The sequence below is a fragment of the Nonomuraea sp. NPDC049646 genome (assembly GCF_044465525.1).
Taxonomy (GTDB): domain Bacteria; phylum Actinomycetota; class Actinomycetes; order Streptosporangiales; family Streptosporangiaceae; genus Nonomuraea.
In genome coordinates this window covers 69,587-91,675 of record NZ_JBITLU010000022.1, presented here as the reverse complement: position 1 = coordinate 91,675, position 22,089 = coordinate 69,587, and the positions used below count along the sequence as shown (strand labels likewise).

Annotated in this window: 15 protein-coding genes, 4 tRNA genes and 1 pseudogene; 9 read left to right on the top strand and 11 right to left on the bottom strand. The window is 69.6% G+C overall.

Annotated elements, in window-relative coordinates; translation table 11 throughout:
* Window positions 1–69 precede the first annotated feature (69 nt).
* Window positions 70–1,830: an adenine deaminase C-terminal domain-containing protein gene (locus ACIBQ8_RS44220; RefSeq protein WP_397195128.1), complete on the bottom strand. Its 1,761-nt coding sequence runs from the start codon at window positions 1,828–1,830 to the stop codon at window positions 70–72.
* A gap of 230 nt (window positions 1,831–2,060) precedes the next feature.
* On the opposite strand from ACIBQ8_RS44220, the gene ACIBQ8_RS44215 reads away from it, so the two are divergent.
* Window positions 2,061–2,999 (top strand): LysR family transcriptional regulator, encoded by a 939-nt coding sequence (locus ACIBQ8_RS44215; RefSeq protein ID WP_397179207.1) that lies wholly within the window; start codon window positions 2,061–2,063, stop codon window positions 2,997–2,999.
* Here ACIBQ8_RS44215 and ACIBQ8_RS44210 read toward each other — a convergent pair.
* The 5 genes from ACIBQ8_RS44210 to ACIBQ8_RS44190 all read right to left on the bottom strand — a co-directional run bounded on the left by ACIBQ8_RS44210 (window position 2,977) and on the right by ACIBQ8_RS44190 (window position 10,467).
* Window positions 2,977–3,138, bottom strand: a complete 162-nt coding sequence (locus ACIBQ8_RS44210) for a hypothetical protein (protein WP_397195127.1) — start codon at window positions 3,136–3,138, stop codon at window positions 2,977–2,979. The genes ACIBQ8_RS44215 and ACIBQ8_RS44210 overlap by 23 nt on opposite strands.
* Window positions 3,139–3,163: 25 nt before the next feature.
* A complete protein-coding gene (locus ACIBQ8_RS44205) occupies window positions 3,164–8,911 on the bottom strand; it encodes a hypothetical protein (protein ID WP_397195126.1) in 5,748 nt (1,915 codons plus the stop codon).
* A 6-nt stretch (window positions 8,912–8,917) separates the two neighbouring features.
* Entirely contained in the window at window positions 8,918–9,265 is a 348-nt protein-coding gene (locus ACIBQ8_RS44200; protein ID WP_397195125.1) for a hypothetical protein, read from the bottom strand.
* Window positions 9,262–9,645 (bottom strand): YbaB/EbfC family nucleoid-associated protein, encoded by a 384-nt coding sequence (locus tag ACIBQ8_RS44195; protein ID WP_397179211.1) that lies wholly within the window; start codon window positions 9,643–9,645, stop codon window positions 9,262–9,264. The genes ACIBQ8_RS44200 and ACIBQ8_RS44195 overlap by 4 nt, the downstream gene beginning before the upstream one ends.
* A 414-nt stretch (window positions 9,646–10,059) precedes the next feature.
* Complete coding sequence (locus tag ACIBQ8_RS44190; RefSeq protein WP_397195124.1) at window positions 10,060–10,467, bottom strand: hypothetical protein; 408 nt, start codon at window positions 10,465–10,467, stop codon at window positions 10,060–10,062.
* A 238-nt stretch (window positions 10,468–10,705) separates the two neighbouring features.
* Here ACIBQ8_RS44190 and ACIBQ8_RS44185 point away from each other — a divergent pair, with 238 nt between their 5' ends.
* Window positions 10,706–11,125, top strand: coding sequence for a hypothetical protein (locus ACIBQ8_RS44185; protein ID WP_397195123.1), 420 nt, complete (start codon window positions 10,706–10,708; stop codon window positions 11,123–11,125).
* A gap of 527 nt (window positions 11,126–11,652) precedes the next feature.
* On the opposite strand, the gene ACIBQ8_RS44180 is transcribed toward ACIBQ8_RS44185, so the two are convergent.
* Together ACIBQ8_RS44180 and ACIBQ8_RS44175 are read right to left on the bottom strand one after the other, a co-directional pair.
* A tRNA-Lys gene (locus ACIBQ8_RS44180) sits at window positions 11,653–11,728 on the bottom strand.
* A gap of 49 nt (window positions 11,729–11,777) precedes the next feature.
* Window positions 11,778–12,932 carry an acyl-CoA dehydrogenase family protein gene (locus ACIBQ8_RS44175; protein ID WP_352360961.1) on the bottom strand — a complete coding sequence of 385 codons (1,155 nt, stop codon included), beginning with the start codon at window positions 12,930–12,932 and terminating at the stop codon, window positions 11,778–11,780.
* Between the two features lie 91 nt (window positions 12,933–13,023).
* Here ACIBQ8_RS44175 and ACIBQ8_RS44170 point away from each other — a divergent pair, with 91 nt between their 5' ends.
* Window positions 13,024–13,317, top strand: coding sequence for a PspC domain-containing protein (locus ACIBQ8_RS44170; protein WP_397179214.1), 294 nt, complete (start codon window positions 13,024–13,026; stop codon window positions 13,315–13,317).
* Here ACIBQ8_RS44170 and ACIBQ8_RS44165 read toward each other — a convergent pair whose 3' ends face one another.
* Complete coding sequence (locus ACIBQ8_RS44165; RefSeq protein ID WP_397179215.1) at window positions 13,318–14,604, bottom strand: MFS transporter; 1,287 nt, start codon at window positions 14,602–14,604, stop codon at window positions 13,318–13,320. It abuts the gene before it with no gap.
* 109 nt (window positions 14,605–14,713) lie between these two features.
* The gene (locus ACIBQ8_RS44160; protein ID WP_397179216.1) at window positions 14,714–15,064 is read right to left on the bottom strand and encodes a metallopeptidase family protein; all 351 of its coding nucleotides are present in this window, start codon (window positions 15,062–15,064) and stop codon (window positions 14,714–14,716) included.
* A gap of 87 nt (window positions 15,065–15,151) precedes the next feature.
* Here ACIBQ8_RS44160 and ACIBQ8_RS44155 point away from each other — a divergent pair, with 87 nt between their 5' ends.
* From ACIBQ8_RS44155 to ACIBQ8_RS44140, 4 genes are all read left to right on the top strand, one after another.
* Window positions 15,152–16,657, top strand: a complete 1,506-nt coding sequence (locus ACIBQ8_RS44155) for a metallophosphoesterase (protein ID WP_397179217.1) — start codon at window positions 15,152–15,154, stop codon at window positions 16,655–16,657.
* Window positions 16,658–16,730: transfer RNA gene (locus tag ACIBQ8_RS44150), tRNA-Glu, on the top strand. It abuts the gene before it with no gap.
* Window positions 16,731–16,830: 100 nt separating this feature from the next.
* Window positions 16,831–16,905, top strand: a tRNA-Asp gene (locus tag ACIBQ8_RS44145).
* A gap of 5 nt (window positions 16,906–16,910) precedes the next feature.
* Window positions 16,911–16,987, top strand: a tRNA-Phe gene (locus tag ACIBQ8_RS44140).
* A gap of 666 nt (window positions 16,988–17,653) precedes the next feature.
* Here ACIBQ8_RS44140 and ACIBQ8_RS44135 read toward each other — a convergent pair.
* Window positions 17,654–18,262, bottom strand: a pseudogene (locus ACIBQ8_RS44135) (isocitrate lyase/phosphoenolpyruvate mutase family protein); the annotation flags it as partial.
* 135 nt (window positions 18,263–18,397) lie between these two features.
* Between ACIBQ8_RS44135 and ACIBQ8_RS44130 the strand changes: the two are divergent.
* Both ACIBQ8_RS44130 and ACIBQ8_RS44125 read left to right on the top strand, forming a co-directional pair.
* On the top strand, window positions 18,398–19,381 hold the full coding sequence (locus tag ACIBQ8_RS44130) for a DUF5937 family protein (protein WP_397195122.1): 984 nt from the start codon (window positions 18,398–18,400) through the stop codon (window positions 19,379–19,381).
* 392 nt (window positions 19,382–19,773) lie between these two features.
* On the top strand, window positions 19,774–21,930 hold the full coding sequence (locus ACIBQ8_RS44125; protein WP_397195121.1) for a protein kinase: 2,157 nt from the start codon (window positions 19,774–19,776) through the stop codon (window positions 21,928–21,930).
* Window positions 21,931–22,089 lie beyond the last annotated feature (159 nt).

The following is a 22,089-nucleotide window of genomic DNA, read 5'->3' as shown; positions in this document are numbered from 1 at the left end:
CTCCTTGACTGTTGGCTGTTCCGGCCGGAGCCTGCCGGACGACGTGGTGCCCGCTTCTCAGAGCAAGGCTCAGACCATGAACCCGAAGCGGTCGAGTGAGATGAACAGGGTCAGGAGCTTGTTGACGACCGGCTCGCCCTCGTTGTGGTTGCCCAGCTTCTCCAGGGCGGCGTCGATCGACCGGGTCGCCTCCACCAGCTCGGCCAGGCTCATGTCGGCCATCACGCCGTAGATGTCGAGCGGCAGCGCGGCCCGCACCTGCCCGTCCTCGGTCACGAGGCAGCCGCCGACGAAGGCGTCGAGCTGCCGGAGGTTGTCGCACATCTCGGCGCTGTCGCTGCCGACCACCACGAAGTAGGCGAACGGCGCGGGCCAGAACGTCGACACGGCGCCCCGGTCGATCGAGACCCCCTTGAACAGCCCGTTGACGACGTGCCGGGTGCCGTCCGCGTAACGCTGGACGACGGAGATGCGGTTCAGCCTGACACCGTCCACCTCGGGCACGACGGCGCCGTCCGCGTACGGCACCCAGACCTCCTGGGAGAACTTCAGGTGGCCGCGTCCGTAGACGTCGAAGAGCAGGACCTTCGCCCTGGTCCCGTCCTCGGAGAGCTCGATGGGCGTGAGGTCGAGCTGGTCGGGGGCCAGGTCGGCGAGGCCGGGCCGGGGCTCCTGCACCATGACCGAATAGTCCAGATCGACCGGCTTGAGGAGCTTGCGGTCCTTGGCGACCAGCTCGCCGCCCTTGAACACGTACAGCGGGTTGATCTTCGACAGGCTGTCGGTCAGCACGATGTCGGCGAAGCGGCCCGGGGCGAGGGAGCCGAAGTCGTGATCCATGCCGAAGGAGCGCGCCGAGTACAGCGTGCCCATCTTGATCGCCTGGATCGGGTTGAGGCCCATCTCGACGGCCAGGGAGATCACCCAGTCGATGTGCCCCTTGGTCAGCACCCGGTCGACCGAGATGTTGTCGGCGCACATCTGGAAGTTCTCGGCCGGCCAGCGGCGCCTGACGATGGCCCGCAGCATGGTCCTGATCACCTCGGGGCTGCCGACGCCGAACTTGATCTGGGTCTGGAAGCCGTACCGGATGCTCTTCTCGATGTCGTCCTCGTTCCAGACATCGTGGTTGTTGTGCGCGCCGATCGCGGGCATGTAGTTCAGCAGCATGTCGGGCAGCGCCGTCACGCCCCAGTGGCTGTTGACGAAGCCGCCGTTGGCGCGGCCCAGCGCCGACTTGCGGAAGTCGTCCTCGTTGCCCGTCATGTAGGACAGGTGGGCGAGCTCGCCCAGCCCGATCACCGGGTCCATCTTCAGCATGGCGTCGGTGACCTCGACCGACGTCTTCTTGCCCGGCGCGAAGGCGTAGATCCGGTAGGGCAGCTTCTCGTAGTCCTTGAACAGCGCCGCGGCGGCCTCGACGGCCTCGTCCCCGGCCGCGCTGGCGAAGTCCAGGGTCTCGGCGAAGATGGTGGTCGTGCCGCTCGGGACGATCGCCTCCCCGAACGCCGCCGGATGGGCCAGCTGGGCGTCGAAGTGCAGGTGCGCGTCGATCAGCCCCGGGATCGCGTACAGGCCCTGGCCGTCGAACACCTCGCGGACCCGCACGATCGACTCGTCCGGGTTCAGCGCGATGATCCGCTCGTCGTAGACGAGGATCGAACCCTGGAAGACGCTCTCGCTGTGCACATCCAGCACGCTGAGGTTGCGCAGCAGCAGGTCCGCCTCCCTCTCCCCGCTCAGGATGTCGAAGACCGCCCGCACGTGGTCGTAGTGGACCGAGACCCGGTCCGTCCCACCGGCCTGGCCCGTCTTCTCCTGCTGGAGCATGATTTTTCCTCGCTTCATTGCTCGGCTGTTGGATTCCGCTCGCGGAACGAGACCCGAGGACGCGGCTCCGGGATGCCGGCGGCCGGTCGCGGAGTTTCATCAGAGGGCCGCCGTGGCCGTGTCGCTCGTACGCGCTGTGGCTATGAAATGGCACAGCACCGTTGCTGACAAGCAGCCGTTTTCGCACGGACTGTACTCTTTTCGCGCACGGTCCAGCCCAGGGAGGCCCCATGCTCCACTCACGCGTGCTGCACTACATCGACGAGGTCGCGCGGTACGGCTCCATCCGGGCCGCCGGGGCGCGGCTCCACGTCGCCCCGTCGGCCATCAACCGGCAGATCCTGATGCTTGAGGAGGAGCTCGGCGAGCCCCTGTTCGAACGCCTGCCGCGCGGCATGCGGCCCACCCCGGCGGGCGAGGTCCTCCTCGCCCACGTGCGCAGGACCCTCCAGGAGTACCGCGAGGCCGTGACGGAGATCCGCGACCTGCAGTCACTGCCGAGCGGCGAGGTGGTGATCGCCACGATGACCGGCCTGGCCAGCAGCATCGTCTCCACCGCCACCGTGAACTTCCACGCCCGCCACCCCGAGGTGCGCATCTCCATCCGCGCCCTGTCCACCCACGAGATCCTCCGCGCGGTGGCCGACAGCGAGGCCGACCTGGGCCTCGGATTCAACGTCCCGTCTTCGCCGCAGCTCGAACTGTGCTGGCAGATGGACACCCGGCTCGGCGCGGTCATCGCCCCCGCCCACCCGCTGGCCCGCCTGGAGTCCATCCCCCTGGCCCAGTGCGCGGCCTACCCGCTCATCTTCGCCGACCGCTCGATGGTGATCCACGGCATCATCGCCGACACCTTCGCCGAGGCCGGCCTGAAGGTCGAGCCCGCCTTCCACACCAATTCGATCGAGACGATGAAACGCCTGGCCGCCGCGGGCGAGGCCATCGCCTTCCTCAGCCGGTTCGACATGGCCGAGGACCACCACAACGGAACCCTCGCCTTCCGGCCGGTCCGCGACCGCGCCTTCAGCAACAACATCCTGTCGCTCGTCCGCCGCGAGAAACACGGCCCCGGCCCCGCCGCCCTCCTGTTCGCCGAGGAAATCATCCAAACCCTGGAATCCGTGGCCCAACCCTCCGACGAACTCGTCAGGGACGTTCGGCGGGCGTGAACTCGTCCATGAAGCGGCCGAATTCGAGGTCGTAATAGACCCGTGCGATGGGCTCCTTTGTCTTCACGTCGGCCCGGCGGAGGTGCACGGTCCCGAAGGCGTTCAGCCGGCCCACGAGACTGCGGTACTCGCCGGCCATCAACCCGTCGATTCCGCGAAAAGGGTCAGCGTACGATCACGCCGGGATGTGCGGCCTCGAAGGCGGCGAGGCCGTCGGCGGTGAGCCGGAGGTGCAGGCCGCCGGCGACGTCCACCGTCAGGGGCTTGTCCTTGCCGTAGAACACCAGCGAGACATCCAGCTCCAGGTAGGTGTTGTCGTGCGTCTCCTCCATGAAGTTGCGCTCGACGATGTTGGCGTTCCGCGACGCGGCCTCGTCCGCCGTCTTCACGCTGCCGCCGACGCCGCCGAAGCCGAGACCACCGTCCTGCGCCCCGGCGGACCCGCCTGCCCGCGCCGCCACGCCCCGGCCCTGCTCCTGGCCGTGCCCGACCGTGCTCATGGTCTGGGCGTAGACACGCTGCTTGACCAGCGCGGTGGTGATCTCGCGGGCTCCGGTGACGTCGATGCCCACCCTGCCGATCCCCGGGATCTCGTACTCGTGCGCCAGCAACTGCTCCAGGTGGGCGCGCATGGTCCGTTCCTTGGCGGCCTCGGCGAGTGACATGCCGGCCGGACGGGAGAGCTCGAACCCGTCGGGCCGGTCGGCCAGGGACGGGACCTCCTCCCGCAGCCTCGGCGGCACCGCGCTCACCGGCGCCCATTCCTCGACCAGCGAGGCGGCCGGGAACGCGACCTGGCTGACGTCCCCCCTGGGCACGCCGTCGCCCAGGGTGGCGGACATCCGGTTGGGCCCCGCCGCGTCCGTCCAGCGCGGATCCGCCGCGACGACCGGCGTACGCCCCGCGACCGGCGTGCCCTGCGGCACCTCCGTGGTGAGGTGGCCCGGCACCAGGACGCCGACCTCGCCGTCCACGACCGCCCGGGACGTCGAGGTGACCCCGGCGTGCCGGTCGAACAGCCTCCCGGCGCCGTCGTGCCCGGTCACCTCGCCCACCTTGAGCAGCACGTTGCGGGCCACGTTCTGCACGGGCTCCAGGAGCGGGCGGACCGGGACGTGTTCGATCGTGATCTCGTACCGGACCGGATGCCTGAACTCCTGCGGGGCCTCGCGCGTCTGGTAGCGGTTGATCTCCTTCGCGATCGTCCCCTGCCCGTCCACGGTGTGGGAGTCGCGGGAGTTGGCGAACCCCACCTCGCCTCCCCGGAGCTCGCCGTCCGAGGACTCCATGTAACGTCCTATCGCCTCCGCGCCACGGTCCGTCCCCGACTCGCGCACGCTCAGGTCGCCGCTCAGGCGCTCGTTGCGCAGCATGAGGCCGGCGTCCGGACGCTCGCCGACGTGCACGCCCTCGCCGACCTCGGCCGTGACCCGGATGCCCACGCGTTCGGTGACCCGGCCGTTCTCGTCCGTGACGAACAACCAGGAGGACACGCCGTTCCCGCGAAGCTCGCCCAGTTTGGTGCCGAGCGCGCCCTGGCCGTAGTTGCCGCGCAGGTGCTCGGCCACCGGGTGGTTCGTGAGCTCCTGGCCGGGCGGGAGGAGGCCGTCGCGGCGCAGCAGCTCCACGATCTGCGGCAGCACGCCGTCCGCGTCGAGGTGCTGGACGTAGGCGGTGTTCAACGCCGCCTCGGGCGCCGCGTAGGCCCGCGTCGTGTCCCCGGCCGGCCTGGGCTCCACGGTCTCCGGGCCGTCGAGCCCGTGCCGGCGGGCCACCTCGTCGGGCAGCACGAGGTCCATGATGTCCTCCACCCGGACGTACGTGGTCGGGCCCTGCTCGACCGTTCCTCCGCTGGTCCGGCTGGGGGTGACCTCCAGGACCAGGTCCGCGCGGTACCAGTGGGAGGTGCTGCCGTCGGAGTAGGTGACCCGGGCCACGTCGCTGCTGCCCAGGTAGGAGCTCTCCACGGCACTGCGCTTGGCGGCGCCGTGCACCCCGGCTCGCGCCACGACCTTGCGCTCGGTGCCGCCGGCTTCCCCGGCTCCGTGCGCGGTCCCCGCGGCCTCGCCGTCGCTCAGGGTGACGCGCAGGCCGGTCCTGGCGTGGCCGCCGACCGAACGCCTGCCGCGTTCGCCGTCCAGCGCCCTGGAGTTGCTGCTGGTGTAGCTCTCGTGCTCCACGCCGGTCTCCGACTTGACGTGCCGCACCCCGGCCACATGGGCCTTGACGTGCACGTCGTGCCGCGAGCCCGCACGGTCCGACACGGTGTAGTGCAGGCCGTCGGGATGAGACGTGATCATGGTCTCCAGGTTGATCACGTCCGTGGCGGTCTCGAACACCGGCGGCACGTCCAGCCGCTCCGCGGCCGCCGGCAGTCCCGCCCACCGGTTGTAGGCCCCGGCCAGCGTCGCGGGAAGGTCGGGCATGGCCCCCATCCGGACGATGGCCGACAACTCGTCCGCGCCGGGCCGCCACAGGTCGGCGGGCCGCTCGGCCGACGACTCGACCCGTCCCAGATGGGCGACGTCCTGCGCGAGCACCGGCCGCTGCGGCAGGTGGACGTCCGGCACCAGGACCTCCGCCCTGCTGCCGTGCACCTCCCACGAGCTGTTCATCGTCTCCGTGCCGTCCCGCGAGATCCTCATCCTGACGTCGAAGGACAGATCCCGCGTGATCGTGAAGCCGCCGCTGGTCTCCGTGCGGTCGTACCTCGTGTGACCCGAGGAGAAGCCGGTGCTCTCCGACTTCGTGCCGCTCCCGCTCAGTGACAGGTTCACGGGGTCGATCTTCAGCCGTTCCGTCACGTCGAGGCGCGCGACACCACGCACCTCCGCACGGCCCGTGCGGGAGCTCTCCCGCTGGCTGGTGTCGGTGCGCGAGGTGATCCGGCGTTCGTTGACCGTCAGGTCGGACGCGCCGACCTCGTGCCGCCGGCCCAGCGTGCCCTCGGCCAGGATCTCGAAGGTGTAGCCGCCGATCGTCTTGTCGTACCTGATGCCGTGCAGGGCGTGCGTCAGGTCGGCCTCCAGCGCCACGCCGCCGAAGCGGCTCTCGACGTCCCGCATGACCTGCCGCCGGATCTCCGGCGGGAGGTCGGGCAGCGCCTGGTCGACCGCCTGGCGGATCTGCGCGCTGAGCAGCGTCTCGTCATGGACCCGGACGCCGCTGCCGAGCCCCGTGCCCCGGCCGGCCGCCAGCGTCTCCGGCTCCAGGACGTGCGGGTCGTAGCCGCGGTTCGGATGCTCGCCCCTGGCCGGGTACTCGCCGACCGGTTCGGTCAGCGCGAACTCCGTCCGCACGTCGTCGATCTCCCGGTGGAGATCGGCGAGTTTGCGCTGGATGTCGTTGAACTCGCCCAGCGGGCGCAGATCGTGCCCGAAGACGTCCTGCTCCATCCGGGACGCGTCGCGGGTCGGGACGATCAGCTCGGCGTTCACCTCCACCTCGAAGGCGCCGAGCCTCTCGGTCTCGACCTGCAGCCGCATCCGGGCGTCGTACATGGTGACGTCACCGAGCCGGGTCAGGACGGTGTGGTTGCCGTGCGCCCGGTTGGTGGAGGTGACGTGGTCCGTCCCGTAGCCGACCCCGCCGACGGCCCGCGCGACGACCTCAGCGCGGTCGCCCAGCGGCAGCCCGATCTTGCCGCCCGCGTGGACGCCGACGCTCGCGCCCTGCCGGTGCGACGTGCCCTCGCTCTCGCGCCGGCCCATGTCGTCCCGGAACATCGTCTCGACCGGCGCGCGCCCGCTTCCGTCGATGGGCTCGACCCGCGTGATCTCGCCGCTGATCCGGACGGAGTCCTCCTCCGACCGCAGCAGCGAGGTCTTGTACCGGATCGCCTCGGAGGAGACCCCGCTCGACAGCATCGACTGGCTGCGGTTCTTCATCCCCTGCTCACTGAGCAGGCTGGAGGTGAGATGGTCGGTGATCTTGACCACCTCGCCCGCGGGCAGCCCCGCCGCCAGCCCCCGGCGCTGCACCTCCAGCACGAGAGGCGTGACGTCCAGCCCGGTGATCGCGATCCCGTGGTCACGGAACTTGTGCCCCGCTCCGTCCGGCACCTCGTGGCGGGGGAGCGGCGAGGGGTGGTCGGTGCTCAGCAGCGGCCCTTCCCGGGTGAACTGCTTCGGGAACGGGATGGTCAACGAGAGGTCGGGCACCGCCGCGGTCTGCGTGACCCTCTCGCCGTTGCGGTAGACGTCGAGGGCGATGTCCGTGGCGAAGTAGTCATGGGCGGGGGAGATGGCCTTGTGCCCGCTGATGACCTCCACGCCGTTCGTGTGGGTCGTCCGGGCCGTGCTGGTGACGCCCGAACGGGGCAGGGCGTTCGCCTCGGCCTCGTCCGGCGAGTGGTAGAGCCCCTTCATCAGCCCCACGGTCCGATCCAGCGAGGAGCCCCGCGAGGACTTGCCCTCCACACCGTCCCCGCCGAAGGCGACCGGCTTCTCCGGGGCCAGAGCCGGCTGCTCCACGTGCGTGAACTCGCTCGGCCGGAGCTTGAGGTAGATCACCTTGTCGCCGACGCCGAGCGTCACGCCCCTCTGGAGGTGGTTGGTCCAGACCTCGCGGTCGCTGCTGGCCAGCGCCTCGGTCAGCCAGAGGCGGATCACGGCTCGTTCCCGCGGGACGATCCCCGTGATCCCGGCGGCCATGGCGTGCGCCGCCGCCCTCGGGTCCACCGGCACCCTGACGTCGTGCACGGCCGTCTCGCCCAGGGCCCCCATCTCGACGACGCGCGGCGGATGGATCTCCGGCTTCGGCAGCCCCGCGTCGGCGGACGCGAGCTGGGACGTCAGCCCTTGAAGCGCCTCGGCCGGCATGTCGGGGCTGTGCCAGGCGGGCGACTCGATGGTCCGCTGGTTGTGGTTCACCGCCGCCAGAAGCGTGTCGGCGCCGCTCTTGGGCCCGTGCCCGGCCCCACCGTCCGGTCCGGACGGCGCACCTCCGTCCGGCCCGGAAAGCGGATGCCCGGACGAAGAGGACGAGTGAGGCGCGGACGGGCCGTCGGCGCCGTGCGGCAGGGGCGAGGCCAGGTGCTGCCCGTCCGCGCCGAGCGCGCTGGACGTGATGCCCTTGGCCAGCAGGTCCCAGCTGAAGTTGCCCTGGGCCAGCATGGAGCCGGCCGTCGTGATCCCGCCGGTCACGGCGAACTGCGCGGCCTGGCCGTACAGCGACGAGTGCGCCGCCGCCAGCAGCTTCTCGGCCGTGGACATCTCGGCCCTGGTCAGACCGGCCCGCAGCGTGGGCGTGGCCAGGCGACTCAGCCCGCCCGAGGCCAGCCCCATGAGCCCGCCCATGGCGCCGCCGCTCACCGCCGAGATCACGAGCTGCCGGACATCGATGTCGTCCCTGCGGCCCTGCAGCATCTGGGTGCCCTGGATGCCCAGGTCCATGCCGGCCACGATCCCGGCGAACAGCAGGATGTTGCGCCGGCACTGCCGGGCGATCTGCCCGACCGTCAGCCGGGCGAGCTGCAGCCGCGGTGGAACGAGCGCCAGACTCGCCCCGCCGGTGGCCAGGGCCGCGGCCAGCAGATACCCCAGTTGCACGATCAGCAGCCAGACGGTGACCTCGATCATGTACTTGGCGTACTGGATCTGCACGCCCACGCCGTTGAGCGCCACCGCGGCGTCCACGAGCCGCTTGACCGCGAGGGCGACCTGACCGCCCGCCACCTTGTCGACGTGGGCGGCGAAGGCGAGATGAGCCTCCCCGTCCCAGTCCTTGCCGATCCTGCGGGCGCTGCCCGGCAGGTCGGCGCGCGTGCCCTCGACGATCCGGTGCGCGGCGATCACGCACGCGTCGGCCAGCCGGAAGCAGCCGGTCTCGTCACCTTCCGGCCAGTCCATGCCGACCACCCAGCCGACGTACGGCTTGGCGAAGTCGGGCACCAGGAACCCGTCGAACCCCATGGACGATCAGTTCCGCGTGACGGCGGGAGTGGGCTCGGCCGCCTTGTAGTTACGGGCGCTCGCGTTCAGCCCCGAGGCGACGTTCTCCAGCTCGTCGATGAACGCCGTCAGGGCGTCGAAGATGCCGCGTTCCATCTCGGGCAGCTTCTTGGCCAGCTCCGCGCCGTACTCGTCGTCGCCGAGGGTGTTCCGGTCCCGGTTGAAGGCCGCGCGGAGGTCGGCGCGCACCTGCTCCACGTTCCCCGCGATCAGCTCGTACGTCCTGGCCTCCCGGTACAGCGCCTCCCGCTGCACGTAATAGCCGCTGTAGCCGCTGTAGCGGCTGTGGTCGCTGTGGTCGCTGTGGTCGCTCACGGGGCCGGTTCCACGGGGCCGGGGAAGAACGCGTCGAGCGTGGCCCGCTCCCCGAAGACGTCCTCGTAGGGCAGGTTGTCCGGCATGAGGGGGTCGAGCAGCTGCCTGCTCTGCTCGGAGACCGCGGCGGTGGCCGCGTTGGCCTGCTGCATGATGGCGTCGGCCAGTTGGGTGGGGGACAGGTTGCGATAGGCCCGGGGGTTCAGCTCGATGCCGCGCAACTGGCCGTGGCGGCCGACGGTCACGGTCACCATCCCGTCCGCCGACCGTGCCGTGTGCTCCAGGGCGGAGAGCTCTCCGAACGCTTCGCGTACGCGGGCCACCTGCTGGTTGATCTCGCCCGCGAGCGCACTGACCTCCGCCTCGAACGCGTCCGCCACAGAAGCACCTTTCACCCGCCTATTACCGCAACGCATCATACGACACCCTTTTTTACAGGATTGGGGGTGTCCGCATCGTTTACCTTCCGTTAACAAAAGTGTCACGAGGTGTCTGAGTAACGTCCGCCGTAGCGCACAAAGACCAGCCAATCCCCCAGGAGCCCGACGCAACCGGCCCCCGCCCCAGCCCCATGCCCCACACCCCACCCGCGCCGACGTGCCACCATCCCATCCGCCAGCGCCCCTCCCCGCCACCCACCACCCCGGCTGCTCCCACGACCGAGCCATTTCGAGACAGCGACATACGCATAAATGCAGCAGCCGAGAAATAGGACGCCGGCGGCCCGACCCACAAGAGCCAGTGCTGCGAATATGGGTCTCCGGCGAGTGCACCCAATGCCTATGGCGTCAACCTCAAGGCGTCTCGTCGTCGCGCCTTGGATAGATCCGCACACGGCGGCCATCGGTGTTGTCGATGACAATTCTTCCGGCGAGAGATCGCTTCAGTCTGAACGTCACGGGATGCGAGTAGCCGATCAGGTTGGAGTACACGGGCTCCTCCCAGGGCCATGGCCGGGGGCAGTCCTTCTCCACCAGGATTCCGATCACCACTTGTGCGGAGGATTCGTCCAGCTCGGTGTCCGTCACTCTCTCACAGAGTTGAGGGGATCCTTCGGGGGCCCCGAACATCAAATCGACCGTCAAAGTACGCTCGTCCGCCGACAGGTACGCGATGCCGATCTCATGCCAGGAGGAGGTCGCGCAGCCGGACAGGGTTAACGCCGCGCACACCAGAATGAGGAAAGCCTTGCCAAGATGCATGGGCGCACCCTAGTTAATCATCCGTGACCCCACCACGCATGGCGGATCGTAGGACTGCATCTGGGTGGTCGATCGCCCCAGCCGCCTTCGTCCGGCCGGTCAACGGCAGGCGGTTGTGAGGGCGGCATGTGGGCGACACCGTGTGGCCCGCTTCATGCGGCAGGAAAGTCCCACTGTTGCCGTGCTTACCTTTCCGATATTTTCAATATTCACCACGAAACCATGGAGTCAAAGACGTATGAACGGTCTCGCGAGAGCTTGTGCAGTCTTCACGGCAGGCGTTGTCCTGGCCTCCTCGTTGGCCGGCTGTGGAGCAATGTGCGAGGCGCAAGCAAAGCAGGACATCGACGAACTCAAGCAGATCGTACTGGAGCTTCTCCCGCCGACTGTCGCAGAAACTGTCATGGAAGACGATGACTGCGATTCCGCAAGTGGCGGTTTCCTTACCTTCAGAGCGGATCGCACGATGACTAGCGAGCAGATATTCGAGAAGTTTCTCGCCAAAGGGTGGAGCCGAATCGATGATCCACAGGATGGGTGCTTCCGTTGCGTCGACGGGCTCGACGGCGTAAGCGCCGAGTGGGATGGCGACGACGTCTATCTGAAGATCAGCAACTCGGAAGACGGCTCCATGGATATCTTGGCGGCGTTCGCATGATGCGCGGCTCGAGTGGCGCTCACTCTCGGTCTTCGGCAATGGAAAGCCCATCGCCTGCGCTGGAAGACGCGGACCTCAAACAAGGGGACATCCATGTCTCCCCGCCAGCAGGCGGGCATCGCGGGGAAGCCCAGCCCGTCCGCGCACACCCACGACAGGCCGGCGGCACAGGCGGGCAGTACCGCCCCCCGGTGGGCGCCCACAGTCTGCCGGGCGTCGCCGCAGCGACGTCCTTGTGTGCCCGGCCGCCTCTCCCTCAAAGGGACGTGACACACCTGCACCCTCGTCACCACCGAGGCCGGCCACCGCGTCCACAGCACTCGCCCGGCCGAGTTCCAATCCGCGATCGAGGAATTCCTCCGCGCCTGAGCCGGCCGGACAACGCCTGGCATGTTGCACTGGATCACACGGCCGAAGGCGACCGGACGCCGCGTCAAATGGCGCACCAGCACGCCGAAGAGCAACCAGCGGCGTGTCTGCGCCGCACAGAACAACGTCGAGAAGTACGGGTCAGACAGGGGGTGGAGTGGTAGGGCGCCCGGGGCTCGAACCCGGAACCTACGGATTAAAAGTCCGCAGCTCTGCCAATTGAGCTAACGCCCCTCGCACGAGCAAGGGTACAGAGATTACCGCCCCGCCCGCGACGCCTCCATCACCGATATGCGGGCAGCCCCGTCAGGGCCTCCCCCAGCACCAGTGTGTGAATCTCCTGGGTCCCCTCGTACGTCAGCACAGACTCCAGATTGTTCATGTGCCTGATCACAGGGTACTCCAGGGTGATCCCGTTTCCCCCCAGGACGGAACGGGCCTGCCGGGCGATGTCCAGGGCGGCCCGTACGTTGGCCAGCTTGCCGAAGCTGATCTGCCGGGGCTCCAGCCGTCCCTCGTCCTTCAGGGCGCCCAGGTGCAGGGCCGTGAGCTGGGCCTGGGCGGCGCCGACGTACATCCAGGCCAGTTTCTCCTGGGTGAGCTGGAACGCGCCGATCGGCTTGTCGAACTGGACGCGGGTCTTCGCGTAGTCGACCGCCGACTCCAGGCAGGCGCGGGCGGCCCCGACGACCCCCCACAGGATGCCGAAGCGGGCCTCGGACAGGCACGACAGCGGCCCCTTGAGGCCGGTGACGCCGGGAAGCACGGCGGAGGCCGGCAGGCGGACGTCGTCGAAGTACAGGGACGAGGTGACCGAGGCCCTCAGGGACAGCTTCTTGTGGATCTCAGGGGCGGAGAAGCCGGGGGTGGAGGTGGGGACGACGAAGCCGCGGACGCCCTCGTCCGTCTGCGCCCACACCACGGCGACGTCGGCGATCGAGCCGTTGGTGATCCACATCTTGGAGCCGTTGAGCACCCAGTCGGAGCCGTCCCGCTTGGCGTACGTGCGCATGTTGGCGGGGTCGGACCCGTGGTCCGGCTCGGTCAGGCCGAAGCAGCCGATCGCCGTGCCGGCCGCCATGCGCGGGAGCCATTCCTCCTTCTGCTCGTCGGAGCCGTACCGCCAGATGGGGAACATGGCCAGCGAGCCCTGCACCGACACGAACGAGCGCAGGCCCGAGTCGCCCGCCTCCAGCTCGCGGCAGGCCACGCCGTAGGAGGTGGCGTCGGTGCCGGCGCACCCGTACCCCTCCAGGTGCATCCCGAGCAGGCCGAGCGAGCCGAGCTCCGGCGCGAGCTCGCGCGCCGGGAAGACGGCCTCCTCGAACCAGTCGCCGACGTGCGGAAGGACGCGGTCGGAGACGAAGGACCTGACCGTGTCGCGGATCAGCCGCTGGTCGCCGTTGAGGCGGTCGTCGAGGCGCAGCAGATCGTCCATGGCGGGTCCTCTCCTCGCGTAAGGGGTTACCAGGGTTCTACCAGGGACAATCCTGATGTGCTAACACCGGCCCCAGGGGCAGTCTTGAGACATGAACGAATACAGCGAGCACAACGTCAAGAAGCTTCGTCGCACCAACAAGGGCCGGGTCGTCGCGGGTGTCTGCTCGGGCATCGGTGAGTACGTCGGCATCGACGCGAACCTGATCAGGGTCGCCCTCGCCATCGCCACCCTGTTCGGCGGGGTCGGCGTCGGCGTGTACGCGATCGGCTGGCTCCTGCTGCCGGACGAGGAGCGGGACACCTCGATCGTCCAGGACCTGATCAGCAAGCAGCAGCAGCGCAACGCCACCGACTGGACCGGCGAGCACAAGCCGCAGCAGTGATCAGGCCGGCGCCTGGGCGGGCAGCTCCTGGGCATCACGGTCGTCCCGGGACTCGGTCCACATCAGGGCGAGCACGGCCGCCGCGATCACTCCGGTGATGCCGGAGAGCGCGACCACCAGCTCAGGACCGAGTCTCTCCGCCGCGAACCCGCCGACCAGGATCCCGATCCCCTGCACGGCCATCAACCCCGACTGCACCAGCCCGAACGCCTGGCCGCGCCGCTCCGGCGGCACGTTCTGGACGAACGCCGCGTTCGCCGCAAGCTGGTACGCCCCGCCGATCCCCGACAGAACCCACGCGGCCAGCACCACCGCGAGCGGCGGCCGGAGCGCCGTCACGGCCAGGGGCGCGCAGCTCAGCATGGCCATCCACCCCATCAGCCGCAGCCGCCGCGCCGGGGTCACGAACCTGCTGAACAGGAACGCGCCCACCACCGTGCCCGTCGGCATCGCGGCCATCAGCAGACCGGTGATCACGGGCACCGGCAGCGACCCCGTGGCGAGTTCGGCGGCATAGGGCACGGCGATGCCCTCAGGAAGGATGTAGAAGCCGCACAACCACGCGAACAGGACAAGCGTTCGCAACCTGCGCGAGCCAAAGACGAGCTGCGCACCCGCCCTGGTCATCGCCCACATCGACGGCTTCGCCCCGTCCTGGCCGGCGGCCGGCCGCGGACGCACCCCGGAGACCAGGATCAGGGCCGAGGCGAGGAACGTGGCCGCGTCGAGCGCGAGCGCCCGGTAGGGGCCCAGGGTGGCGATCATCGCTCCGCCCGCGGCGAAACCCAGCATCTGCACGGCCTGGTTCGTCATGTTCTGCAACGCCGAGCCGACGACGTACCGGTCGCCTTCGAGCACCTCGGGCAGCAGCGCCGCGCGCGCCGCCGAGAACGGGGCGCTGAGCAGCACCACGAAGAACACCAGCACGCACAACGCCCAGAACGGCATGAATGGCAGCGCCATCACGCCGACCAGCACCGCCCGGACGACGTCGCACGTCATCATGACGCCCCGGCGCGCGAACCGGTCGGCCAGCCCCGCCAGCAGCGGCCCGCCGACGATCGACGGAAGGTACGTCAGCGCGTAGACGGCCGCGGTGGCCAGGGGCGACCCGGTGCGGGAGTAGACGAGGACGGCGAGCGCCACCTGGGCGAGCTGGTCACCGAGGAGGGAGAGGCCCTGGCCGTACCAGAGTGCCCGGAACTCCCGGATGGCGATGACCTCGCCGTAGGTGGCCTGGTCTGTCTCGGCACGGCGATGCCGTCCCGGCGGCCTACCTGACTGCATGGCCCCCATTGGACTCCGCTGTGCCTGACTCACCGTGTTCGCTATGTGACCTAAGGTGCCCGATCATGAGGCAAGGCGCAACCCAAAGAAGTCAACGAGCTGCAAAGGGTCACCAGCCCAGTTCGTGAAGTCTGTCATCACTGATCCCGAAATGGTGTCCCACCTCATGGACAACGGTGATGCGCACCTCGTTAACGACTTCATCTTCTGTCTTGCATATCTGACATATGGGATTGCGGTAGATCTCGATCCGGTCGGGCAGGACACCTGAGTACCAGTCGCCGCGCTCCGTGAGGGGGACACCGGTGTACAGGCCGAGCAGGTGGGGCTCTGGCGGATCATCGACGACCGTGACGACGACGTTGCTCATGACGCGGGTGAGCTGGGCGGGGATCGTGTCCAAAGCCTCGGCCACGAGTTCCTCGAACTTCTCCCGCGAAACCTCGATCACGCATGCCATTCTGCCCCGTCAGTCAGGTATGCAAGAAACTGTATGAAGTTCGTTGACAGGTCGAAAGCAGTCATTCGGTCACGTGCAACGAGGGCCGTGGCGGTGCTTCTGGTGGCCGCCGCCGGCGCCTGGCTGGGCATCTTCCTGAGCGGCACCGTGCACGCCCAGGTCGGCCCGGTCGAGACGGGCATGTCGCTCAGGCCCGCCTGGAACGGCGAGACCGTCGTCGACGCCAGCCCTCTCGGCACGCTGACTTTCCGAACCCACGACGCCCCGCTCAGGCTCCGCATCACCCTGGAGAACATCGACCAGGAGCGCGCCAAGGCGCTCATCGAGGACCCCAAGCTGGCCGACCGCCTGCCGGGCCTCATCGAGAGCGACCTCCTGGACGGCGTGCGCGCCCTGGCGATCCGCAGCATGCTCTGTGCCGGGGCGGGGGCCCTGATCGCCGTCCTGATGGTCTACAGGCGCCCCAGGACGGCTCTGGTGGGGCTTCTGGCGGCCTCTGTGGGCCTGGCGGCCACCGGGGCGCTGGCCGCCCTCACGTTCCGTCCCAGCTCGCTCGTGGAGCCGCGCTACTCGGGTCTGGTCGCCGCGGCGCCGTCGCTGGTGGGCAGCGCGGAGTCGATCGTGACGAAGTTCGAGTCGTACCGGTCGCAGCTCACCAAGCTCGTCACGAACGTCTCCAAGCTGTACGACACCGTCTCGACCCTGCCGCTGTACGACGCCGACCCCAATTCCATCCGGGTCCTGCACGTCTCGGACATCCACATCAACCCCATCGCCTGGAACGTCATCCGCTCGCTCAAGGACCAGTTCGCCGTCGACATGATCATCGACACCGGCGACATCTCGGACCACGGGACCAAACCGGAGAACAAGTTCGTCGACGAGATCAGCCGCCTCGGCGTGCCGTACGTGTACGTACGGGGCAACCACGACTCGATGATCACCCAGAGGGCGGTCGAGAGGCAGAAGAACGCCGTGGTCCTGGACGACCGGGTGGAGAAGGTCGCCGGCCTGCGCATCTACGGCCTGGGCGACCCCCGGTTCACCCCCGACAAGTCGGTGGCCGTCGACTCCGACCCGGACGCGCTCGACCAGTTCGCCCGCTCACACCTGTCCAAGGTGGACAAGGCGGACTTGGTGGCCGTCCACGACCCCGTCGTCGGCCGCGGCTTCAGCGGGGCCGCGCCCATGATCCTGGCCGGTCACACGCATGACCGGTCGACGTCCATGCTGCCGTCCGGCACCCGCATGCTCGTCCAGGGCTCGACCGGCGGCGCCGGCCTGCGGGCGCTCGAACACGCCCAGCCCACGCCCGTACAGGCCTCGGTCCTGTACTTCGACCGGGAGACGCGCCGCCTGCGTGCCTGGGACGACATCACGCTGGGCGGCCTGGGGGAGCAGTCGGTGTACATCCAGCGTCACGTGGAGGCCGACCCACAACGTATGATTTCTCCGGAGCCAACGAACGCCCCGTCTCCAACGGGAACGATCACTGGCACCGCGTCACCGACCGCCGGTCAGCCACTTTGGCATCAAGGGCAATCGTCCCCTATGCTTCAGAGGTCTCCGACGGAAGGCGACAGGGAATCCTGAGCCCCCATCGTCTAGCGGCCTAGGACACCGCCCTTTCAAGGCGGCGGCACGGGTTCGAATCCCGTTGGGGGCACTTGCGAGTGTTTGGCGCACCGCGAACCGGCTGGTCGAAAGGCCACCGGAGAGCTGGTAAGCTAAGCAAGCGCAAACAGAAAGAAACGCAAGAAACGCAAGGTCCTGTAGAGCAGTTTGGAGTGCTCGCCACCCTGTCAAGGTGGAGGTCGCGGGTTCAAGTCCCGTCAGGACCGCTCTGGGTCAGGTAGCTCAGTTGGTACGAGCGTCCGCCTGAAAAGCGGAAGGTCGGCAGTTCGACCCTGCCCCTGACCACCAGCCTTTGAATAGCAAGGAAGCCTCGAACGGATTATCGTTCGAGGCTTTTTTGATGTCCGCTGACAGCAACGTCGCCTCCCGGTTTCGGACGGAAGGCCAGGTAGCGGTTGGCCGAATACGGCAACGGGCTGCCTGTGGGGGATCGAATACTGCTCGGGCTTTCCCGCCCAACCTCTCCCCGCGGGCAAGGTCGATCTCGGCAGGCGGCCGCCGCGGAAAGTGAGCACGTACGACTGCGTGTGGGAGGGGGGCGGCGATCCACACGCCGCCGGCCCCGTCCGCGCCGACGGCAGGCAGCCAGGTCTTGTACAACGGCAGGTTCAGCCACCTCCACGCGGTGCCGTCCCAGCGCACGATCATGCCGCGGTTGGGCAGCTCGCAGGACTTGGACCGCTCGAAGGCGGCCTGTGTCATCAGCCAAATGTCGTCGTGGGCGCGGGCCGCCATGCCGTGGAGGCCGCAGGTGGGGAAGGAGGGCAGCCCGGCGCGGGAGGGAGGGGAGCGGTGACCCATGCGGAGCCGTGTTCGTAGAGGGGCTTCGTCGGTGTGTGTGTCAGGGGTGGAAGAGGGTGTTGAGGTCGGTGAAGTCCAGGGAGTGGGTCCGCCGGCGACGGCCATCGCGTTGACCGGGAGCGGGGACTCGGCGCAGAGGGTGGCCAGCGCGTCGAGGTCGAGGAGGCCGGGGACGAAGATGCCGTCGGCGCCGGCCTCGGCGTACGCCGCCGTGCGCTTGAGGACTTCGTCCAGGCGGTCGGCGGAAGGGCCGATGGCGAAGAGGAAGACGTCGGTGCGGGCGTTGACGAAGAGTTCGGAGAGACCCGCTGCGGACGCCGCTTCCCGGGCGGCGTGCAGCCTGGCGATCTGGTCGGCGAGGTCGAACAGCGGGCCGCCGACGGCCTGGGAGTCCTCCAGGTTGACGCCCACCGCGCCGACTGCGGCCACGGCTCGGATGGTGTGCGCGACGTCCTCGGGGGCGGGGCCGTAGCCGCCTTCGATGTCGACCGTCACGGGGAGGTCTACGGTGTTCACGATGCGCCGGGCGGCGTGCAGCATCTCGTCGCGGGTGAGGTGCTGGCCGTCGCCGTGGCCGAGGGACCAGGAGACGCCGCCGCTGGTCGTGGCGATGGCTGTGGCGCCGGCTGCGGCGATCACGGCGGCGCTGGCGGCGTCCCAGGCGTTGGGGAGGATCAGTACGGAGTCGGCGTTGAGCTTTCTGAACGAATCAGCCTTTTTCGTCGTCGTCGCATCGGTGGAGGGGAAGTTATCCACAGACATGTGGGTGACCGCCTTCGGGGTGTTCGGAATCCGGCACCATGGCTCGGTGGGCGCCTGGTCCGGGATGTTGCCGGGCCGTGAGGTAGGCGTCCATTGATTAAGCTCTGACCGAATCGTGGGCCCGCGGGAGGCGGCATGAAGGCGCGGCTGGCCTTTTCGGTGAACGATCTGGCCGAGACCCGGTTCGCCGTCTCGGCCATGTGGGAGGTCGTCACGAGTTGCCGGGCGCTGGCCGGGGCCACGGTGCCCGATCCGCATCGCGGGTGGGCCGGGCAGGTGCGTCCCCGGCTCGCGGCGGCGGGGCTCGATCGTGGCTGGCTGGCCGACATGGTGGCGCCCGTCGGCCATTTCCCGGACTTTCTCAATCCGACGACGGCGTCCCATGAACTGCCCGACGAGCTGGCGGCCATCGAGGCCACCGACCCCGAGCAGGTGCGGCGCGACCTCGACCTGTTGTCCGCTGAGCGGGACGGCCGGCTGCCGCCCCGGTTACGGAACCTGCACCGCAACCCCCGGGCGTACCTGCCCAAGGTCGTCGCGGAGATCGAGACGTACTGGGAGCTCGCGATCGCGCCCTACTGGGCGCGCATCCGGTCGGTGCTGGACGCGGACGTCTTCCACCGGGGGCGGCAGGTGGCCGAGCACGGCACGGCGCGCACGCTCGACCAGCTCCACCACACCGTGCGCTGGGAGAGTGGCGGCCTCCAACTGGCGCAGCGGCACTGTGCGATCACCAGGATCGAGACCGGCGCGGGGCTGCTTCTCGTGCCGTCGGTCTTCGCGTGGCCGCGGGTGCTGACGCGGTCCGTCGCGTCCGAGCCGCCTCAGCTCGCCTACCCGGCGCGTGGCATCGGCGCGTTGTGGGAGTCGCGGAGGCATGCGCCCATGGACGCGCTCGCCGCCGTGATCGGGCGTTCCCGGGCGTTGATCCTGGCCGAACTCGACTCACCGGCCTCTACCACGGAGCTCGCCGAGCGGTCGGGGATGTCCGCGGCGGGGGTGTCGCAGCATCTCACCGCGCTGCGGGCTGCTGGGTTGACCAGCACTCATCGGGCGGGGCGCACGGTGTTCTACGCCCGTACGGGGCTCGCGGACGCCCTGCTCACGGCTCAGGTGTGACTCAGGGGCACGCTGGGTTTTCGTGGGGTTGGGGCTGCTGGCCGTTGCATTGGCGGGGTTGCGGGTGATCATTGGGCGGTTTGGGTGACAGGCCGGACGGGGGGGCTGTTCGGGCCGTATGCTCGCTGCTGCGCTGTGGGGGCGGTTCTGGTCCTGTGCTGCTGGGGCTGGTCGGGCGCGTCCACGCGGTCGGTTGGTCGGGCGGGTTCGTGCAGCTGGCTGTCGGGTGGCTTCGCGCCCCCCGGTAACGGAGCCTGGTCAGCCTGAGGTTGGGTCTGGTAGCTCGAGGTGGGGTCTGGTCCACCTTAGGTGGGCTGTGCGGCGGCGGTGATCTTTTTTGTCTCGATCATCCTGACTATTGTGATCCCCACTGTTCGGGGGGAAGGCGGGCGATGGACGAGGGTCGGGCCGAGGCGTTCCTGGGCAGCCGGTACGTGCTGCTCGACGAGATCGGCGCCGGGGCGATGGGGACCGTCTGGCGGGCGCGGCACCGGGAGACCGGCGAGATCGTGGCGGTCAAGCTGTTGCGCAGCAACCTCGCCGGCGACCAGGACCTGGTGCTGCGGTTCGTGCAGGAACGCAATGTGCTGCGCACCCTTCGCCATCCCCACATCGTCACGATGCGCGATTTCGTCATCGAGGGGGAGCGGCTCGCGCTGGTGATGGACCTCGTCGAGGGCGGGGATCTGCGCGGCCTGCTCCAGCAGCACGGCACGCTGCCGCCGGCCATGGCCGCCGAGCTGATGGCCCAGGTCGCCGAGGCGCTGGCGGCGGCGCACGCGACGGGCGTCGTCCACCGGGACGTCAAGCCGGGGAACGTGCTGATCGACGGGCCTTCGGGGCAGGTGCGGCTGACGGACTTCGGGGTCGCCAGGATCGTTCTCGGGCCGGGGCTGACGCAGACCACCTCGATCATCGGCACGCCCACGTACCTGTCGCCCGAGGTGGCCGACGGTGGTGCTCCCACGCCGGCGGTGGACGTCTATGCGGCCGGGTTGATCCTCTACGAGCTGCTGGCCGGGCGTCCGCCGTTCGTGGGCGAGCATCCGATGGCCCTGCTCCGGCAGCATGCGATGGCCATGCCGCGGCGGTTGCCCGGGATGCCCGACGCCCTGTGGTCGGTGATCGCGGCCTGCACGGCGAAGGATCCGGGGGCGCGTCCGGCGGCAGGGCAGGTGGCGGTGGCGCTGCGGGAGGCGGCGCCGGTGGTGGCGGGGCTGGCCGCCTTGCCGCGGGTCGGCAGGGCCGACGCCCCGTCTGCGACGTCAGAGCCGCTCCCGGGGCCGCCGGAGTCGGTGCCGGGCCTGCCGTCAGGTCCGCCGCTGGGGTCGCTCCCGGGGGCGGTGCCGGGGCCGCCGCCAGGGGCGTTCCCAGGGGCGGTACCGCCGCCTGGTTCCTCGTCGGCCGCCGTCGCTGGGGCGCCCGGTGAGCCCGTTCGGGCCCCTGATCCGCGCGCGGCCTCTGGGGATGTCGCAGGGGCTGGGGCGGCCTCGGGCGTCGCTGGTGGGGACGGCACGGTTCCCTCCGCAGGGCGGGGTGCCGCTCAGTTCGGCACGGTTCCTCCCGCAGGGCCGGGTTCCCCCCAAGTCGGCACTGCTTCTTCTGCAGGGCAGGGTTCCGCCCAGGTCGGCGCGAATTCTCCCGCAGGGCTGGGTGCCGCTCAGTCCGGGGTGGTTCCTTCCGCAGGGCAGGTCGGCGCCGTGCAGGCGGGTACGGGGGCTGGGGGGTCGCCTAAGCGATCCCGTCGGCGGCTGGTGGTCATCGCGAGCACCACGACGGCGGTGGCGTTGACCGCGGTGGCCGTGGCCGTCATGGCCCCATGGCGGACGCCGGGGGCGGGGGCCGTGAACGACGCGTCCGGGCTCTCGGTGTCCAGGTCGGCTGAGGCGGTAGGCACGCCGACGCCCGTCGGGTCCGGGACGGCGAAGGAGAGCCCCGTCCCGTTGGAGGCGGACGAGGAGACGTCCGGCACCGCGGACGAACCGCTCAAGTCGTCAGCGAAGAAGACGCCGAAGGAGCCGGTCCGCACGCCGGGCACGGCCGTCCAGGAACGGACGCCGAGCACGACGACGGACCCTACGGCGACCCGTACCGCAGACCCCCGCCGGACGTCGGCCGGCCGGAGGACGGAGGCCCCGCACACCGTGGACCCCGGGACAGAGGGTGACGGCGCCCCGCCGCGCAGCTCCCAGCCCGACTGGAAATGCCGTTCGTGGATCACCGTGGGCGGCGGTAGCGGCGTGGAGATGTCGCCCTGCATGGCCATGGTGGGCGACGTCTTCTACCTGATGGGACGCGTCCGGGGGGCGAGCTCGGTCCGCTCGGACGTGCACGTCCAGCTCTACAACACCGACGCGGACCGCAACGTCTCCCAGCCCTTCACGTGCTCGGGGGTGTCCCCGCGGAACGACGGCGAGGTCGCCACCTGCGGCCCCTTCACCACCACCGCGCCGCCCATCCAGGCCAAGCACGACGTGCGGCAACGGTGGCGGCGGACGGGGACGGCGGCGTTCGGCGGCGGCGCGGAGAGCCCCTGGATGTTGTGGTGACGACCAGGGCGAACCGGAAGGCCGCCGCCGCGCACCCGGCCCCGCTCACGCGTCCCTGGTCAGGGGCGGGGAGAGGGCCGGGCCACGGGCCGGGGAAAGAGGGCCAGGGTAGGGGCAGGGCAGGGCAGGGCAGGGCTGGGACAGGGCAGAGGTAGGTGC

Bases quoted from the DNA above. Each gene is read 5' to 3' on its own strand.
- ACIBQ8_RS44210 (WP_397195127.1), bottom strand. From the start codon at position 3,138: ATGGCCGGCGAGTACCGCAGTCTCGTGGGCCGGCTGAACGCCTTCGGG.
- ACIBQ8_RS44175 (WP_352360961.1), bottom strand. From the start codon at position 12,932: ATGGACGATCTGCTGCGCCTCGACGACCGCCTCAACGGCGACCAGCGG.
- ACIBQ8_RS44125 (WP_397195121.1), top strand. From the start codon at position 19,774: ATGGACGAGGGTCGGGCCGAGGCGTTCCTGGGCAGCCGGTACGTGCTG.
- ACIBQ8_RS44165 (WP_397179215.1), bottom strand. From the start codon at position 14,604: ATGCAGTCAGGTAGGCCGCCGGGACGGCATCGCCGTGCCGAGACAGAC.
- ACIBQ8_RS44215 (WP_397179207.1), top strand. From the start codon at position 2,061: ATGCTCCACTCACGCGTGCTGCACTACATCGACGAGGTCGCGCGGTAC.
- ACIBQ8_RS44205 (WP_397195126.1), bottom strand. From the start codon at position 8,911: ATGGGGTTCGACGGGTTCCTGGTGCCCGACTTCGCCAAGCCGTACGTC.
- ACIBQ8_RS44130 (WP_397195122.1), top strand. From the start codon at position 18,398: ATGAAGGCGCGGCTGGCCTTTTCGGTGAACGATCTGGCCGAGACCCGG.
- ACIBQ8_RS44160 (WP_397179216.1), bottom strand. From the start codon at position 15,064: ATGGCATGCGTGATCGAGGTTTCGCGGGAGAAGTTCGAGGAACTCGTG.
- ACIBQ8_RS44220 (WP_397195128.1), bottom strand. From the start codon at position 1,830: ATGCTCCAGCAGGAGAAGACGGGCCAGGCCGGTGGGACGGACCGGGTC.
- ACIBQ8_RS44170 (WP_397179214.1), top strand. From the start codon at position 13,024: ATGAACGAATACAGCGAGCACAACGTCAAGAAGCTTCGTCGCACCAAC.
- ACIBQ8_RS44185 (WP_397195123.1), top strand. From the start codon at position 10,706: ATGAACGGTCTCGCGAGAGCTTGTGCAGTCTTCACGGCAGGCGTTGTC.
- ACIBQ8_RS44190 (WP_397195124.1), bottom strand. From the start codon at position 10,467: ATGCATCTTGGCAAGGCTTTCCTCATTCTGGTGTGCGCGGCGTTAACC.